The organism is Pedobacter yonginensis (genome assembly GCF_003173595.1).
Lineage (GTDB): Bacteria > Bacteroidota > Bacteroidia > Sphingobacteriales > Sphingobacteriaceae > Pedobacter > Pedobacter yonginense.
Genome location: NZ_QGNZ01000001.1, coordinates 1,316,583 through 1,335,005 on the forward strand (window position 1 = coordinate 1,316,583; position 18,423 = coordinate 1,335,005).

An 18,423-nucleotide genomic window follows, 5' to 3' on the forward strand; every position below is an offset into this window, starting at 1 on the left:
ATCAAAGTCTTTTAGTCTTTTATAAAGAAACCTCACTACAACCCTCCTGCACTTTCTAACAACTTATAATTAACCAACCAAACTAATTTGTTATGGGAATTTACTCACTTATACCACCGCTAATTGTAATATTATTAGCAATTAAAACAAAATCATCACTAATTCCACTTGTTGCAGGCACCTTTGTCGGTTTCCTCATGCTGGCCTTCATTCATGTCGATCCGGTTACAGGCAACACCACTTTTGGTACACAAACCATTACCGTAACAGCAAAACAAATTGCAGAAGCGGGGTCAAAAGAAAAGGCATTGGAAGCTGCCACCGAAGCCGCAGCCGTTTACAAATTTCCAAACAATTTCATCAACGGAGTTTACAAAATTTTAATGCTGAACGAAAAAGGTGAAGGGCCGAATTTTAATGGCACCTACTATAATAGTTTACTGTGGGTATTAATCGTTTGCGGACTTTTTGGGCCATTTATTCAGCTGATGATTGCTTCTGGAGGAATTTCCGCCATTGGCGATAAACTAATTACCAAACTAAAAAACAGAAAACAAAGCTTATTGGCAACTTACTTTTTAGGTTTTGTTTTTTTTGTTGATGACTATTTAAATGCACTTTCAGTGGGTGCAACCATGCGAAATGTTACTGATAAATTTGGTGTACCTCGCGAAAAAATAGGATATATAATTGGTGCCGTTTGTGTACCTATTGCAGTGCTTTTCCCAATTTCAACTTGGACCGTTTACGTAGGCGGATTAATGAAAGATGGTGGTGGATATAGCGCAGATGCAGGCGAAATAGATGTTTTTATGGCAACTATACCATTCAGCATTTATGCATGGGTTGCCATGCTAGTGGCTTTGTTATACATTTTAAAAGTAATACCCGATTTCGGAGCTTTTAAAACTGCACAAAAACGTGTGGATGATGGTGGCTCAAATGCCGCTCCAAATTCCGAATCGTTAAGCATAGATATTAAAGAATACGTATTGCCAGAAAAAAAATCAGTATGGTCGTTCCTTGTGCCTATGATCGTTTTAGTAGTGGCAACGGTTTATTTTGATAAAGACGTTTACAAAGGAATTATGTGTGCCCTTACCGTGTTAATTGCTCAGTATTGGCTACTAAAAGTTATGCCTTTCAGTGCCATACTCGAACAATTTGAAGAGGGTTTCAAAACGATGACATTTGTTTTAGTCGTATTAATTGTAACGTATTTATTAAAAGAAGTAGGCGACCAAATGGGGCTTACCAAGTACGTAGTAGGTGGCATCAAAGCATTTCCAGTACAACTATTGCCTTTAATGATCTTCCTCGCCATCGGCGCCATTGCTATTGCTACAGGTTCGTCTTGGGGAGTGTACGCCGTAGTAACACCCATTGTTTTTGCTTTAGCTAAAGAAACAGGAATGAATCCAATGCTTGGTATGGGATCCTTAATATCTGCTGGAGTGATGGGTGCAAACATTTGCTTCTATTCCGATTCTCGAATTTTAACGGCATCTTCTACCGAAAGTAATATGACTGCCCAAGCCATTTCTCAATTGCCTTATGTTATTATTACTACCGTAATTACAGCCATTGTGTTTTTAATTTTAGGATTTACAATGTAATTATGGTACAATCGAGTTTTAAGCAATACACGATTCAAACCCCAAATGAATCTCATGCGGCGGGTATGGCTGCATTGCAAAAAGTAGTTTTCCCTACCCTTTCAGATAAGGAATTGATTTCAGAAAGCGATTATATTAGCTATTTAGCACTTTTCAAAGAAGGCCAACTTGTTGTGCTTGATGGTGATAAGATTATCGGAGCAAGTACAACTTTCCGATATAATTACCATCCCGGTTTTCACACCTTTTTAGAAATTACCGATAACATGTCGCTTTCGAAGCATGACCCAAATGGCGAATGGCTCTACGGTGTAGATGTATCAATTGAACCCAGTTATCAACGCCAAGGAATAGGTGGTGCTATTTATCAAATCAGACAGCAAATAGCAAAACAATTAGGATGCAAAGGGCAATTAACAGTGGGTATGACAAACGGATATGATTTGTGTAGAAACGAAATGACTATTGAAGAGTATTGCAAAAAATTAGAATTGGGCGAATTAAAAGACCCAACCGTTTCGGCACAAATAAAAAATGGTTTCCGCTGGATTGAACCTTTTTTCAACTATCTAGATGACCCTAAAAGCGGCAATGCAGGCATTTCAATTTATTGGCCAATAGACCCAAATATGACAATTGCCGATCTGTAGTTTATAACCATGCGCAAAAAAAATCGCCAAAATTTTTATTATGATATTTAAAAGCATCAATCCATATACATTAGAAACTTTTCTAGAACATCAACTGGATTCTGACAATCAGGTAGATCGCAAGTTGAGTTTAGCCAATAGTGCCTATTTAAAATGGAAAAGCACTCCCTTTGAGCATCGGTCCGAATGTTTAATGAAAGCAGCTTCTATTTTTAGAAGAGATAAAGAAATTGTTGCACAAATGATTACTGCCGAAATGGGCAAAATTATTGGTGAATCTCGTGCAGAAGTTGAAAAGTCGGCTTCTAATCTTGAATTTTATGCACAAAATGCTGCTTCATACCTAGAAGATACGGTGGTAGATATGGGTTTGTACAAGAGCGTAATTTCTTATGATGCGATAGGAACCGTGTTTGCCATTATGCCATGGAATTACCCTATTTGGCAAGTGCTTCGTTATGTTGCGCCATGCTTAATGTCTGGTAATACAACTATTTTAAAACACGCTCCAAATGTTTTAGGATGCGCAAAACTAATCGAAAAAATATTTTTAGAAGCAGGAATTCCTGAAGGCGTTTTTCAAAATGTTTTTATCGATGTGCCCCAAGTAGAAAGGGTAATTGCTCATGATAGTATTCAGCTAGTAACACTTACTGGTAGCGAAATGGCGGGTTCATCTGTGGCTAGTTTAGCAGGTAAGCATATCAAAAAATCAATACTTGAACTAGGTGGATCTGATGCTTTTATTGTTTTAGCCGATGCAAATATTGAAAAGGCCGTGCAGGTAGCCGTAAATTCAAGAATGATGAATGCTGGGCAAGCTTGTATTTGTGCCAAAAGATTTATTGTAGAAGAGGCTGTTTCAGAAGAGTTTACACAGCTGTTTCAACAAAAAATTAGTCAACTATCGCAAGGAAACCCTTTAGATGAAAACACCAATCTAGGTCCGTTGGCAAGAATCGATTTGGCAAACCAATTAAAAAATCAACTAAACGAATCCATAAATCAGGGCGCAAACTTAATTTTTGGAGGCAAGCAAGACAATTGCAATTTCACGCCAACACTAGTAACAAATGTATCCGAAAACAACCCTGTTTTTCAGCAAGAAAGCTTCGGGCCACTAGCAGCAATAACGAGTTGCAAAAACCAAACGGAAGCTGTTCAAATGGCAAATAATCATCGCTACGGACTTGCTACAGCCATTTGGACTGCTGACTTAGAAAAGGCTTACCAACTTGCCCGACAAATTGAAAGCGGAAACGTTTTCGTAAACTCCTTGGTTCGTTCAGATTCTCGAATTTCTTTTGGAGGTGTAAAAAAATCAGGTTACGGAAGAGAACTCGGAATATTGGGTATTAGAGAACTCACAAATGTAAAATCAATCATTATAGAAAATTAACTATGGCACATTCCTTATCCCTTTTAGGGTTGAAAAAGCATCTTAAAAAAGCCTTTTTTGAAATCAAAAATGAAAATCCAGAATTAATTAATCAGCTCATTGAAAGCAATTCTAGACGGAAATTTTTAAAAACAACAACACTCGCAATTTCAGGTATTGTAGTAGGTTCGTCGCTATCAAATTTTGCATGGGCCTCAAAAGATGAAAACAAATACGTTGCAATTTTAGGGGGCGGTATTGCAGGATTAACGGCAGCTTATGAACTTGAAAAATTAAATATACCTTACAAAATTTTTGAGGCAGATAATAGAGTTGGTGGCAGAATAAAAACGAAAAGAGACTTTGTTTTGGGCTTAACTACCGAGTGTGGTGGCGAATTTGTAGATACTACACATGAAGATTTACTCAGTTACTTGGAAGAATTTAACATTGAAAAAATTGATGTAAGAGTAGATAAACTACTAAAGGACACTTTTTTTTACGATGGAAAAATATACTCGGATGGAGAAGTGGTAGCGGCTTACAAAAAAATTCTTCCGAAAATTATTAACGATCAAATTCAATCTGAAAAGGACGAAAAATTTGCGGAAAAAATCGACTATACCTCTTTAGAGGTTTATTTGGCACAACTAAATGGTGATGAATGGTTTATTAAATGTTTGGAGAAAGCCTATGAAAGTGAGTATGGCGGAAATATTAGAGAACAATCGGCAACCAATTTCTTAAGTATGATGTTGCCCGAAGTAGGCAAAAATTTTGAAGTTTTTGGTATCAGTGATGAAGTATTAAAAATTAAAGGTGGCACACAAACTTTGGTTGAGGCTTTTGAAAAAAGGGTCAAAAACATCAACCTCAACCATAAACTGAAAAAAATAAGTCAACCTAATCAAAATTATGTTTTAGAATTTGAAAATGGTACATCGGTAGAGGCCCCTTATGTACTCTGCACCATTGCTTTTTCGGTATTGAAAAATATTGAAATTGACATTAAAAACATGACCGATACTAAAAAAAGCTGTATTCAGGATTTAGGTTACGGAACAAATATCAAGTATATTCAAAAATTTAACAACAAACCTTGGCGGCAAAACGGATATCAAGGATACTTGTTTAACAACGTAATTCACAATGGTTTTGATAGTAGTCAGTTGCAAAATGATACCATAAAAGAAAGCACTTATACCTTTTATTTTGGTGGTGACGATGCCATGAAATTTTGTAACAAAGAAAATTTCGAATCGCTTCGAACTAAATATTTAGATTATTTCGATACCGTTTATAAAGGAGCTAAAGCCGAAGCTTCTTCTGAAGCGAACAATTACCTACTAATCGATTGGCCAAACAATCCCTTAACAAAATGCAGTTATTCCTCATTTAAGCCAGGTCAATGGACACGCTATGGTGCGGAAGTTTCGAAACCCATTGGCAATTTGTTTTTTGCCGGCGAACATTGCTCTGATCAATTCCAAGGATTTATGAATGGTTCTATTCAAACCAGCAAAATTGCAGTTACAGCCATTATAAAAGCAATAAATAGTGATAGGTAATTATAAAATGTATCTACTATCAATCAACCACAAATGATAACTAATGAAACTATTAGACTTTAGAAAAAAAAGCATCTCAACTTCGGATGGAGCAGATGATGGTCATGAAAAAATGAACCGTACCTTAAGTGTTTTCGATCTTACACTTATGGGCGTTGCAGCAGTAATAGGTGCAGGAATTTTTTCCACAATTGGTGTAGCCTCTTTTAATGGTGGCCCTGGTGTATCCGTATTATTCATAATCATTGCTATTACCTGCGGTTTTTCGGCGCTATGTTATGCAGAGTTTGCCTCACGAGTACCGCAAAGTGGTTCGGCATATACCTACGCTTATGTGTCCTTTGGGGAAGTATTTGCATGGATAATTGGCTGGGCCCTAATTTTAGAATATGCCATTGGAAACATTGTTGTCGCTATTAGTTGGAGCGGCTATTTTAATAATTTGCTTAAAGGTGTAGGGTTAGAATTACCTTACTGGCTTTCTACTGGTTATTTTGCAGGTTTAGAAGATGTTGAAAGCATTACTAAACATGTAGCAAGCGGAGAAGTCTTAACCAGCCAAATGACTTATGTATTAAACGGTTTTAAAGAAGCACCCGACCTTTTTGGGCACAAACTATTAATAAATGTGCCTGCATTTTTAATTGTTGTACTCATTACTTGGGTAGCCTATATCGGAATGCAAGAAAGCAAAAAAGTATCAAACGCAATGGTGATTTTAAAAATGCTGGTAATTGCTTTGGTAATTGGCGTAGGATTTTTCTATATCGATACAAACAATTGGCTTCCAATTGGGCAAAACGGTACCCCTAGCTTTTTCCCTAACGGAATGGGAGGCGTTCTTATGGGAGTTTCGGCTGTGTTTTTTGCTTATATTGGTTTTGATGCAATTTCTACAACGGCAGAAGAATGTAAAAATCCACAACGCGATTTGCCAAGAGGAATGCTATATGCGTTACTAATTTGCACCGTTTTATATATTTTGATTTCCTTGGTTTTAACCGGTATGGTAAGCTATAAGGAATTAAAGGTAGATGATCCATTAGCTTATGTTTTTGAAGCCGTTGGCCAAAATTGGATTGGTTATATTATTTCAGTTTCTGCAGTTATTGCAACAACTTCGGTTTTGTTGGTTTTTCAACTCGGACAACCAAGAATTTGGATGAGCATGGGCCGCGATGGCCTTTTACCTAAACGTTTTGCTACCCTGCATCCTAAATATAAAACCCCCTCCTATTCTACAATAGTTACTGGAATATTGGTGGGAATTCCTACGCTTTTTATGCCATCCTCATTAGTAACAGATTTAACAAGCATCGGAACGCTGTTTGCATTCGTATTAGTGTGCCTGGGTGTTTTAGCCTTGCCAAAAATTAAAAAGGAAGCAAGTAAATATTCCATTCCTTATGTAAATTCTCGTTTTGTATTGCCAATTATTGTTGCTGTATTCTTATATGTTACTTGGGATAGATTAAAAGGTTCTGTTTTAAACATTGAAAACGAAAATTTTCACGAAGTTTTGTTTTTGCTTTTCACAGGAACTTTGATCACATTTTCCATTTTCGCTTCAATAAGAAAGTTCAATGCAATACCCATTTTAGGTGCACTTAGTTGCTTGTATTTAATGATTGAAATTCCTGCGTTGGGCTGGTTTGGTTTTTTTACATGGATGGCAATAGGTATAATAATCTATTTAAGTTATGGAATAAAATATAGCAAATACAAAAAAAATAAAAGAAATGATTTCACTTAAAACTCAAATTCCTGGACCAAAGTCTATTGAAATTTTAAACCGAAGAGCAAATGCGCTACCAAGTGGTTCTGCAAAAGCTACGGATATAGTCGTTCATTCTGCACAAGATGCGGTTGTTACCGATGTTGACGGAAATGTATTGCTCGACTTTGCAGGAGGAATAGGTATGCTAAACTTAGGCCACCGTCCAAAAGCTGTTATCGATGCCGTAAAAAATCAGCTCGATCATTATGTGCATTCTTGTAATATTGTTACCACTATTGAACCCTATGTAGCCCTAGCCGAAATGCTAAACAGCCTTTGTCCTGGAGATTTTTTAAAAAAAACACTAGTGGCAAATTCCGGTACCGAAGCTGTAGAAAATGCCGTTAATATTGCAAAATATCATACCGGCCGCAATGCTGTTATTTGTTTTGAAGGAGCCTATCATGGCAGAAGCACATTAACACTTTCATTAACAAGCAAATACGGTTTGTTTAAACGAGGTTTTGGTTCTTTTGTTTCCGATATTTACCGACTTCCTTTTCCAAACATCTACCGTCGCCCAGAACAAATGACGGAAGACGAATTTATCGATTATTCCATTAGCCAACTGCACAATGCCTTAATTACACAAGTAGATCCTTCGGCAGTTGCAGCCATTATTATTGAACCCGTTTTAGGTGAGGGCGGATTTATTCCTGTTCCTAAAAAGTTCTTAGAAGCGCTTAGAACCATTTGCGATACCCATGGGATAGTTTTTATTGCCGATGAAATTCAGGCCGGTGCGGGTAGAACAGGGAAATTTTTATCCATTGAACACAGTGGTGTAGTACCCGATTTGGTGTGTATGGCAAAATCTATTGGATCGGGTTTTCAAATTAGCGCCGTTACAGGAAAAGCCGAAATTATGGACAAACCCCATTTGGGTGGCTTAGGCGGTACTTATGGCGGGTCGCCTGTGGCATGCGTAGCGGCTATCGAAACCATTAAACAATTAACCTCGAAAGATTTTTTAAATAAGGCAACTCAAATGGGCGAAGTCATTTCTTCAACCTTGAATAATTGGGCAACTAAATACGAAAAGATTGGCGATGTGAGAGGCATTGGCGCGATGCAAATTATAGAATTTGTAAAAGATAAAAATACTAAAGAACCCGATCCCGATTTTACTTTAGCTGTAATTAAAGAAGCGGTTGCAAATGGTGTCATTCTTATTCGTGCAGGAGTTTACAGCAATTGCATTCGTCTTTTACCTCCAATTGTAATGACAAACGAACAACTGGTGGAAGGCTTGCAAGTAATTCAAAATGCGATTAAAAAGCTCTCTTAATTTTTTTACGAATAACCAGCTTAAAGCGCAATGTAACCGAGATAAATAGCTCGAAATCGCAGCGAATACATCAATTCTTTGCCCGAGATTAATTTCTAATCGCTCAAGTACCAGAAAAAATTAAATGCAAACACTCTATTTTAACGGATCCATTTTCACCAATTCGCAACCAGAATGGATTAACAATTTTGTGGTAGAAAACACAAATATTTCTGAAATCAATATTGAAAACATTGATTTTTCAAATTATGATCAGGTTGTTGATTTAAACGGAAAATTTGTTTTCCCTGGCTTTTGCGATGAACATATTCATATCTGGAAGGTCGGTAACCTGCTTACCTATATGCTCGATGTTAGAGGAGTGCAATCCATAAAGGAAATGCTCTCTAAAATTCAGAATTTCATTACTGAAAACCCAAACAACCAGTGGTATATCGTAAGGGGTTTTAACGAAGTTTCTTTTGAAGACAAAAGATTACCTACCGCAGAGGATTTAAACCAGTTGCAAACCGAAAAGCCTGTTTTTGTAATTCGTAGCTGTGCGCACATTGGCATTGCGAACACCAAAGCTATGGAAGTAGCCGGAATTTTTAAACAAAATAATATTGTACCCTCGGGTGGCGAAATGCGTTTGAATTCCGAAGGCAAACCAAACGGAATTTTTACAGAAACCGCTTTGGGTTTAATTACAAATCATTTTCCAAAATATACATACAACGAATACAAAAGTATGATTTTGAAAGCACAAGATTTGTTGTTAAGCTACGGAATTACTGCCGCAACCGATCCTGCTGTACATCCAGAACTTTTGGAAGCATATCATAAAATGAACCAAGAAGGATTGCTTAAGATTAGAATTAATGCGATCGCCATTAGGCTTCCCGACGGGCAAAACGAAGCATTGCCATTGCCTCAAAAATTCAAATCGGATTTTTTAATTGTAGATACGGTAAAATTCTTTTCAGATGGTGGATTAAGTGGCAAAACCGCAGCCATGACCAAACCATATCGAAATTCGGATTACTGCGGGGTGCTGCGCCTTGATTTTGAAACCTTTTATCCGCTTGCAAAAGAATCTATCGATGCGGGTTTTAAAATTGCAACCCATGCCATTGGCGACAAAGCCGTTAACATTTGTTTAGATGTATATGAAGCTATTCAGGGCGAAAACAAAGTGCCAAATAGAATTGAACACTTAGGTTTTTTGTCAGAAAAAAACGCAGAACAAATGAAAAAGCTCGGTACAGTTGCCGTTATGCAACCCGTCTTTATTAATGAATTAGGAGAAAATTTTATTGACGCTCTGGATCAAGATCGACTAAATTTTATATATCCCATAAAAAAAGTTATTGATCATGCAATTCCTTTAGCCTTTTCTACCGACGGCCCCGTGGTAAAACAATTAGATCCTTTTGTTGGAATAAATTCGGCTTGTAATCGAATTTCATCAAAAAACAATAACATCGGCAAAGACCAAGAAATTGATCGAAAAAGTGCCGTTACGGCCTATTTTTCTAACGAAATATTAAATAGAAATTTTAAAAATTCGAAAATAGAACCCGGTTACCATGCCGATTTCAACATTTTTGAAACCAATATCTTTCATCAAGATAGCAAGCTCACACAAACTTGTATTAACGGAAAACCAAACAATTATTAAAATGAATAAAACACTATTTATTGTTGCACTAACTTTACTAAGTTATCAAATTTGTTTTTCACAGGAAAAAACAACCGATTCAACAGCAACTGAATCAGTAAAAGGAACGTGGGATTTAAACCTCGATTTAGCTTCTCGATATATTTGGCGAGGCCAAGCATGGGGAGGCAATTATCCTGTAGCACAACTGTATGGAACCTACAATTTAACGGAAAAATTATCCTTAGGTTTTTGGGCAACGCATAACTTTCAAAAACAAAGTTTTGAAGAAAACGATTTTGGCGCCGAATATAGAGGCTATCAGGAAATCGATCTTGTTGCAAATTATGCATTTACAAATTACTTAACTACTTCACTTCAATATTATTATTGGCCAACAACTGAAAAAGTTGAAGGTGTTTCAAACAAATTATTCGATTTCGGAAATACAGGTGTAAGCACATTAGATTTAATGTTAATGTTCGATTTTTCTGAATATAAACTTCCACTATGGTTTACTTGGAGTACATTTATTGCAGGAAACGATTACAGATATAAAGATGAATTTGACGAAAAAGGCAAACAAAATTTCACCAGTTATGCCGAAGTAGGATATAATTTCGATTTACCTGCGAGCATTAAATTATCACCAGTTGTAGGAGCGGTATTTAATAACAAAGCTGCTTATTATACTTATGGTGATCCCGATAAAATTTCGTTTGTAAATATCGGTGCAAAAGCCTCGAAAGAGTTTAAGCTTTCCAAAAAATCAACGATGCCAATTTGGGTTTCCTATACACATAATGGAGCTTCACGCCAATTTGCAGTGCCAGAAACTACTAGATCAATAAAATCAAATTACGTTGTTTTTGGAGCAACTTTCAATTTAACCAATTAATCTGCGTTCGGGATCACAAGAATATCTTTTAAAAACTGGCTGATACCTTAAAATAAATTCAGGACGATATTTTAAAACCATCTTTTAAAATTCGTCTGTCCTGCTGAATTTATCGCAGCATTTTAATGGTTAATGAACTGCTTGATCTTTCTCCCTTTGGATTGAAAGCGAACTCGTTTTGATTAAAATAAGATTGTACAAAAAAGTGGCCCTAAATTTATTTTTACGGCCACTTTTTTAAATTTACACGAGGGTATATCATAGTTCAATTTAGGCATGTACTCGCCACATAATATTTTGCAACAAATAGCCCAATTGATTTTCAATTTAAATTTGTGTGTGAATTTTGCATCGCTACTTTTGTGTTCTCTTGGGTGTTTTATGGTTCAAAATAAAATTTTGTCTGCCACACTTACTTTTGGTTGTGATATGGCCTCGACGGATTGTTTATTCAGTATGACGGATGGTGTATTCCACAATGAGTTTATTATGCACATTACATACACCAGGAGCATTCCAAGCAATCCGTTCGGCTGTATCTCGTTGATAAAGTGAATGTACCTTTCCCATCAGCGTAACTTGGTTATTGAGAACAGAAACCTCAATTTCCTCATCATCTATGGCCCAGCTTCTTAAAAGTGCATTTTCGATTTCGGCTTTCTCAACATCATCTTCACTTTCAGAACGAATGCTTATGTTATTGGTAATCATCCTTACACCCGCCAGGTGGTGAATGGAACGCTCTGCCTCCTCTTTTTGGGCAAACCAATTTACTTTCCCATTTAAGGTAACGTAGCCATTCTCAACCAGAACGTTTATGCTATCTTTAATCAAGTTGGGACAAAATCGTAAGGCACTTAACACCTCTGCAGCTAGTGCTTCGTCTGTCTTCGCATCTTCATCGCCGAATTTCACGTCGATTTTTTCCGCTACCGCAAGTACCCCCGGTACTTTAGCTGCCACATATTCGGCTGTTCTTTTCTTCACATAACTATCAACCATACCAGATAAGGTTACGATACCTTCATTTGCTACTACTTCGATCTTTACGGCATAAAGTAGTGGCTCAGTTCTTAAAGCCTTCAGCACTTCATTTTTAAGGGTTTCATTGTGTGTCATCTGCTGTTGAATTATATCTGGTAAATAAACTTGCCGAAATAGCATATTGCTTGCTTCGCTAGCGCTTAAGAACGCTTGGAGTGTTAGTCATCCGTTAAAGGTCTCCCATTTCTTTTTCTATACAAATGATTTAAGTCATTCAAGATTAAGATATTCATCAACGGCTTTCTGGAGGTGCAGATTAAAAATCCTCCGTTCCAAAATCTGGATTCAAATTTCAACAATTTACGCAGTTTTCCTTTCCTGACACAGCTAATTTTCCATAAACCACCAAAGTTGTATAGATAAATCGTACGGTACCAAATGCTTAATACCGTACGATTATTTTGGAAGCGATTAACCTAGCTGCCTTACTTGGTTGGATTATTCACCAACCAAGCATGAGCAACTATTTAGTGTTTTAAATCGAATCTATCCAAATTCATTACCTTATTCCAGGCATGCACAAAATCGTGTACAAATTTCTCAGCGGCATCGCTACTCGCATACACCTCAGCAATAGCACGCAATTCTGCATGTGAGCCAAACACAAGATCTGCACGGGTAGCGGTCCATTTCGGCTGACCTGTTTTACGGTCGGTACCCAAATAAAGCTCCTCATCAGCTGAAGTAGATTTCCAAGCGGTACTCATATCCAATAAATTCACAAAGAAATCGTTCGTTAACAGTCCGGGGTTTTGGGTAAACACGCCATTTTTAGAACCATCAAAATTAATGTCCAACACGCGTAATCCACCTACCAAAACCGTCAGTTCAGGAGCCGTTAAATTCAGCAGTTGTGCCTTGTCTATCAACAATTCTTCTGTAAGCACCGATATTTTGGATTTTTTATAATTTCTAAAACCATCGGCAATCGGCTCCAAATAACCGAAAGATTCCACATCGGTTTGCGCTTGCGAAGCATCTGTACGACCTGGAGTAAAAGGAACGGTTAAGTTATGTCCAGCATCTCTTGCTGCTTTTTCTACGGCAGCTGCGCCAGCAAGCACAATTAAATCGGCCAATGATATTTTTTTACCATCACCCTGTGCTTTGTTAAATTGGTTTTGGATGCCCTCGAGAACGCTCAAAACTTTCTGTAATTGTGCAGGTTTATTTACCTCCCAATCCTTTTGCGGAGCCAACCTAATTCTGGCACCATTTGCCCCACCGCGCTTATCAGAACCTCTGAAAGATGAAGCCGACGCCCATGCGGTAGAAATTAGTTCTGATACGCTTAAACCCGATTCTAATACTTTAGATTTTAAAGCGCGAATATCTCCTTCATTAATCAAAGGATGATTTACAGCAGGAAGTGGATCTTGCCATAACAATTCTTCTTGTGGCACATCAGCACCTAGATAACGGGAAATTGGGCCCATATCTCTGTGCGTTAGTTTAAACCAAGCCCTTGAGAAAGCATCGGCAAAAGCATCAGGATTTTCGAGGAAATGCCTTGATATTTTCTCATACGCTGGATCAAATCTTAAAGATAAATCCGTTGTAAGCATGGTTGGCAAATGTTTTTTATTTGCATCAAAAGCATCTGGAATGATGGCATCTGCATTTTTAGCTTGCCATTGGTGCGCGCCACCAGGGCTCTTTGTTAACTCCCACTCAAACTCAAATAGGTTTTCAAAGAAGTTGTTGCTCCATTGGGTAGGTGTTTTAGTCCAAGTAACCTCCAATCCGCTCGTAATCGCATCAGCGCCTTTTCCTGAGGCATAACTATTGTTCCATCCAAAGCCTTGACTTTCAATACCCGCAGCTTCAGGTTCTTTACCAACATGATCTGCCGAGGCAGCTCCATGTGTTTTACCGAAGCTATGTCCGCCAGCAATTAAGGCAACGGTTTCTTCATCGTTCATGGCCATACGTGCAAAGGTATCTCTAATGTCTTTCGCAGCCAAAACAGGATCTGGATTTCCATCAGGCCCTTCTGGGTTTACATAAATTAATCCCATTTGCACGGCGGCAAGAGGTTTCTCAAGGTTACGCGTATGGGTATCGCCATCTGCATTGTCATCGCTTACTAAAACACCATCGCCCTCAACACCTGGCGAACCGTGGGCGTAACGAATGTCGCCACCCAACCAAGTTCTTTCCGAACCCCAGTAAACAGATTCGTCTGCTTCCCAAACATCTTCACGACCGCCTGCAAAGCCAAAGGTTTTAAAGCCCATGGATTCCAGCGCCATATTTCCAGCCAGAATCATTAAATCTGCCCAAGAAATTTTCCGCCCGTATTTTTGTTTAATTGGCCAAAGCAATCGTCTCGCTTTATCTAAACTTACGTTATCTGGCCAACTGTTTAACGGCGCAAAACGCTGTAAACCAGCCCCTGCACCTCCACGACCATCGCCAACACGGTAAGTTCCGGCACTGTGCCAGGCCATCCTTATAAACAAACCACCATAGTGACCGAAATCTGCGGGCCACCAATCCTGAGAATCCGTCATTAGGGCATGAAGGTCTGCTTTAACGGCTTCCAAATCCAAACTTTCGAAGGCTTCACGGTAATTAAAATCCAAATCAGGATTTGATAAAGGAGAGTTTTGTCTTAAAATATTCAGTTTTAACTGGTTGGGCCACCAATCTTTATTTCTTGTTCCACCACCAGCAACGTTCTGCTTTAGGCTAGGGTTATGAAAAGGGCATTTGCTGATATCATTTTCCATTTGATCCATAGTATAATAGGGTTATCGTTTTAAATTATTTCACTAGATAAAAATACCTTAAAAAGGCGAATAACCCTAATCATAAAACTTGATAAGCTTATAGCTAAAATCTATTGTGCACCTCTAGAGAGAGCTGACTCATTCAACAATCGTCCTTTCGACCGCAGTGGAGAAATCTTTTAAATGTGTTTTTGCTATTGGGTTCAAGGATCTCTCCATTCCGCTGCGCTCCAGTCGTGATGACGGTTAAAGGAGATGCGCTCCAGTGACAGTTACATAAGATGCGCTTTTCACGACTTGACAGATTTTACAAACAAAAAAACCCTGCCACATCGTATTGATGTAACAGGGAATTAATAGTAACTCTTATATTAAATTGGCTTACGGCTGACCACCGCCGCCCATTGCCCCATAAATTTGTCCGGTTGAGTAGCTTGCTCCATTATCGGCAAGCTGGACATAAATCGAAGCCAATTCGGCAGGCTGACCTGGTCTTCCCATCGGAGTAGCTTTACCAAATTCTTTCAGCTTTTCATCTGTTGCGCCTCCGCCTACTTGGAGCGGTGTCCAAATCGGACCAGGTGCTACACCATTTACCCTCACCCCTTTTGGTGCTAGAGACTTAGCAAGCGATCGTACCGTACTTGTATTTGCTGCCTTCGTTTGAGCGTAATCAAAAAGTTCTGGCGACGGATCAGTAGCCTGTTCAGATGTTGTTACAATAATGCTTGATCCAGGTTTTAAGTGAGGGATCGATGCCTTCAATAACCAAAATGGCCCGTATATGTTGGTTTTCATCGTCGCATCAAAATCTTCTGTACTAATGTCTAGTATTGAAGGCTTGGTTTGCTGTCTTGCCGCATTGCTTACCACAATATCTAGCCCTCCAAGTTTGCTTACGCTTTCTTCTACTAGGCGCTTGCAGAAAGATTCTTCACGAAGATCTCCCGGAATGGCATAGCCCTTTCTTCCAGCCTTGGTAATCAGCTCAATCACTTCTCTTGCATCCTGTTCTTCAGCAGGAAGGTAGTTGACTACCACATCGGCGCCTTCTCTGGCAAAAGCAATGGCAGCTGCTCTTCCCATACCCGAATCTCCTCCTGTAATTAATGCCTTTCTACCCATCAGCCTGCCAGATCCCTTGTAAGTCTGCTCGCCATGGTCTGGACGAGGGTCCATCTTGCTGGCTAAGCCAGGGAATGGCTGCTTTTGTGCTTTAAAAGGAGGTCGTGGATATTTTGTAGTCGGATCGATAAGTGCCATCGCCTCTTTTTCCGAAATTGATAAATTTTCTGCCGCGAAGCTGGGCGTTACGGCTAGACCCGCAATGCCTAAACCCAAACCAGCAACTGCTTGGCGTCTGGTAATTGTTTCTTTGTTTTCCATAGGTAATGTAGTTTTTGCAGGCATTGCCCACTTAATATGTACTATTTTACTACAGCAGAAAATGAAAAAATGTTTTGGAAAATAGAAAACATCTGCATTCCTATAAGGCGTGGGCTCTGTTGAGGGCGACGTAGAAACCAAATATCATTTTTATACAAGAAAAATCTATTCACTTAATCTCAAAAATGTCTCGATTGGATTCGAAATCATCCTACAACAAATTAGTAAAAGGCAAGATGATGCTGTTAATCAATTAATCGCGGGGCGCCTACTTACGAAAAAAGCCCAACAGCAGCTTAACTAGAGCAAATAAACCCAGGGCAACTAGCCCAACCAGCAATCCAATTAGAAATTCATAGATCATTGAGGGGATGTTAGGCATCAGCTCATGGAGAAAGTTCAGGTTATGCACAAAAATCCCGCCGGCCACTAAAATGAGCGCTACCGTTCCGAAAAAACTGAGCATCCGGATAACAAGCGGTAAGGCCTTAACCAATAGCGTACCCACCGAATTTACAATTCCCTTTCCATTTGATTTTTTTATCAAAGCATGTCCACCGTCATCCATTCTAACGATTAGGGCGACAATCCCATACACGCCTACCGTAGCCACCAAAGCAACAATGGAAACGGTTAAGATTTGAAGCAATAAATCTTGACCCGAAACACTGCCCAAAGCAATGATAACAATCTCAACAGAAAGTATAAAATCTGTTGTAATTGCAGATTTCACTTTTGATTGCTCCAGCGAAGCTTCATTTTCAGGCTGCTTTTCTTCTTTTACCTCAGCAACAGTTGCCGAAGGAAAAAAATATTCAACTACCTTTTCTACACCTTCATAAGCAAGGTAGCACCCGCCAAGTAAAAGAATAACTGTGATTGCAGCAGGAAAAAATGAACTCAGCAAGAGTGCGACGGGTACGATGATCAGTTTATTAATGAATGAGCCCTTAGTAATGGCCCACAATACGGGCAATTCTCTTGAGGAGAGAAATCCTGTTGCCTTTTCCGCATTTACGGCCAAGTCATCCCCTAGTATTCCCGCCGTTTTCTTTGTCGCCAGTTTGGCACTCACCGCCACATCATCCATTAAAGCTGCAATATCATCTAAAACTGCAAAAAAACCTGACGCCATATATTAATCTAATTATACTGTTTAATTGAATTTAAAATTTAAACTGCTGAACGGAAAGTAATCTATTGCACTCAAAAAACTTGTTGTTGAAACCCCATTCGCTACCTGATTACAAAGTATTTTGCTGCCAGCATTTACCTAAGCATCGATTTGGGCAATCTATATCCAAAACCTATCGCTGCCTATAACAGCCTTTAGTAGATTATGTTTTATCATACCAATTATTTTACTGAAATAAGCTCATAAGCACAAATAGGTAACGAAAGCCCTAAAACAATACAAGAATTTATGATAGAACGCTTTAGTAAAAATAGGAAGCATTTGTTTTCAATTGCAAAATTCTTCAAAACAAATTGGTAATTTAGAGCTCAACATCTCTAAATCAATAACATGAAAGCAACCTGGAACGGTCAAACATTGGCGGAAAGCAACGATACAATCGTGATTGAAAACAATCACTATTTCCCTGCTGAATCGATAAATAAAGCGTTTTTTAAGCCATCAAATAAACATACCACTTGCCCGTGGAAAGGTGAAGCATCTTATTATACCCTAGAAGTAGATGGCCAAAGAAATGAAGATGCAGCTTGGTATTATCCAAACCCGAAGGAAGCGGCTCATGAGATCAAGGGTTATATTGCTTTTTGGAAGGGCGTGAAGGTCGGATAAGATTATTTTCTATCTTTTGCTTTCTGTTCTTATTCAAGTTAGTTATTGCCCGCACGGTTGCCCTTGCTATGGTACCGATTATAAGGATTATTTGTAAACCACGCCGTTTATCTTCAATTTGGTCCAGTTGCCAGGAAAACCCTGCCCCTTGATGTACTTCACTTGAAAAGGGTGCCCTTTTAGGTTTGGATGATAAACCGCATCGAAAGAAAAAGTAATTTCTGAATCTGATTTCTGTATCACAGTCACCTCTTGGTCGGTGTCGGTACCGTCGCCAGTGGTAAAGAATTTGTCGCCAACCTTAGCATTGAAATCACCACGCACAGCCCTAAAAGCAGGATTTCTTGTGTCGCCGGCAATCAGTTTTCCCTGCTCATCAATACGTAAGAACGAAATGGCTACCCCATCTCCACCTATTAAAGAATAAAATTTATAAAAAAGCTTCCCACCAATAATCACGCTATCCTGAATCTCGGTGTAGTTTTCTTGGTTTGCATACCAAAGATTTCCAACCTGCATAGGAAGGTAGGAATCTACAGTCGGCTTGTTGGCAGGCATGGAGTCTTTTTTACAGCCATAAGCAATGGTAAGAGACAACATCACAAACAGGATTTGGGCAATTGAGGCGGTTTTTTTCATGGAG

14 protein-coding genes are annotated in these 18,423 nt (G+C 38.7%); 9 read left to right on the top strand and 5 right to left on the bottom strand.

The genetic code is table 11. The features are described from left to right. The first annotated feature begins 92 nt into the window (after positions 1 to 92). The 8 genes from DHW03_RS05770 (at position 93) to DHW03_RS05805 (ending at position 10,814) form a co-directional block, all read left to right on the top strand. Positions 93 to 1,616, top strand: a complete 1,524-nt coding sequence (locus DHW03_RS05770; RefSeq protein WP_109924750.1) for a Na+/H+ antiporter NhaC family protein — start codon at positions 93 to 95, stop codon at positions 1,614 to 1,616. 2 nt (positions 1,617 to 1,618) lie between these two features. Continuing rightward, entirely contained in the window at positions 1,619 to 2,266 is a 648-nt protein-coding gene (locus DHW03_RS05775; RefSeq protein ID WP_109924751.1) for a GNAT family N-acetyltransferase, read from the top strand. A gap of 40 nt (positions 2,267 to 2,306) precedes the next feature. Beyond that, positions 2,307 to 3,665, top strand: a complete 1,359-nt coding sequence (locus tag DHW03_RS05780) for an NAD-dependent succinate-semialdehyde dehydrogenase (RefSeq protein ID WP_109924752.1) — start codon at positions 2,307 to 2,309, stop codon at positions 3,663 to 3,665. 2 nt (positions 3,666 to 3,667) lie between these two features. Then, positions 3,668 to 5,212 (top strand): FAD-dependent oxidoreductase, encoded by a 1,545-nt coding sequence (locus DHW03_RS05785; protein ID WP_109924753.1) that lies wholly within the window; start codon positions 3,668 to 3,670, stop codon positions 5,210 to 5,212. A gap of 43 nt (positions 5,213 to 5,255) precedes the next feature. Continuing rightward, positions 5,256 to 6,965 (top strand): amino acid permease, encoded by a 1,710-nt coding sequence (locus DHW03_RS05790; protein WP_109924754.1) that lies wholly within the window; start codon positions 5,256 to 5,258, stop codon positions 6,963 to 6,965. Beyond that, complete coding sequence (locus DHW03_RS05795; protein ID WP_109924755.1) at positions 6,952 to 8,277, top strand: aspartate aminotransferase family protein; 1,326 nt, start codon at positions 6,952 to 6,954, stop codon at positions 8,275 to 8,277. The genes DHW03_RS05790 and DHW03_RS05795 overlap by 14 nt, the downstream gene beginning before the upstream one ends. A 124-nt stretch (positions 8,278 to 8,401) precedes the next feature. Continuing rightward, complete coding sequence (locus tag DHW03_RS05800; RefSeq protein WP_109924756.1) at positions 8,402 to 9,937, top strand: amidohydrolase; 1,536 nt, start codon at positions 8,402 to 8,404, stop codon at positions 9,935 to 9,937. A 1-nt stretch (position 9,938) separates the two neighbouring features. Continuing rightward, entirely contained in the window at positions 9,939 to 10,814 is an 876-nt protein-coding gene (locus DHW03_RS05805) for a hypothetical protein (RefSeq protein WP_109924757.1), read from the top strand. 447 nt (positions 10,815 to 11,261) lie between these two features. Here DHW03_RS05805 and DHW03_RS05810 read toward each other — a convergent pair whose 3' ends face one another. The 4 genes from DHW03_RS05810 to DHW03_RS05825 all read right to left on the bottom strand — a co-directional run bounded on the left by DHW03_RS05810 (position 11,262) and on the right by DHW03_RS05825 (position 17,111). Then, the gene (locus DHW03_RS05810) at positions 11,262 to 11,933 is read right to left on the bottom strand and encodes a BON domain-containing protein (protein ID WP_165825366.1); all 672 of its coding nucleotides are present in this window, start codon (positions 11,931 to 11,933) and stop codon (positions 11,262 to 11,264) included. Positions 11,934 to 12,325: 392 nt separating this feature from the next. After that, complete coding sequence (katG, locus tag DHW03_RS05815) at positions 12,326 to 14,599, bottom strand: catalase/peroxidase HPI (RefSeq protein ID WP_109924759.1); 2,274 nt, start codon at positions 14,597 to 14,599, stop codon at positions 12,326 to 12,328. A gap of 372 nt (positions 14,600 to 14,971) precedes the next feature. Then, entirely contained in the window at positions 14,972 to 15,976 is a 1,005-nt protein-coding gene (locus tag DHW03_RS05820; RefSeq protein ID WP_109925027.1) for an SDR family oxidoreductase, read from the bottom strand. A 268-nt stretch (positions 15,977 to 16,244) separates the two neighbouring features. Continuing rightward, positions 16,245 to 17,111 carry a DUF808 domain-containing protein gene (locus DHW03_RS05825; RefSeq protein ID WP_109924760.1) on the bottom strand — a complete coding sequence of 289 codons (867 nt, stop codon included), beginning with the start codon at positions 17,109 to 17,111 and terminating at the stop codon, positions 16,245 to 16,247. Between the two features lie 390 nt (positions 17,112 to 17,501). Between DHW03_RS05825 and DHW03_RS05830 the strand changes: the two genes are divergently transcribed. Beyond that, positions 17,502 to 17,780: a DUF427 domain-containing protein gene (locus DHW03_RS05830; protein ID WP_109924761.1), complete on the top strand. Its 279-nt coding sequence runs from the start codon at positions 17,502 to 17,504 to the stop codon at positions 17,778 to 17,780. Positions 17,781 to 17,867: 87 nt separating this feature from the next. Here the strand turns inward: DHW03_RS05830 and DHW03_RS05835 are convergent, their stop codons facing one another. Beyond that, a complete protein-coding gene (locus DHW03_RS05835) occupies positions 17,868 to 18,419 on the bottom strand; it encodes a hypothetical protein (RefSeq protein WP_109924762.1) in 552 nt (183 codons plus the stop codon). Positions 18,420 to 18,423 lie beyond the last annotated feature (4 nt).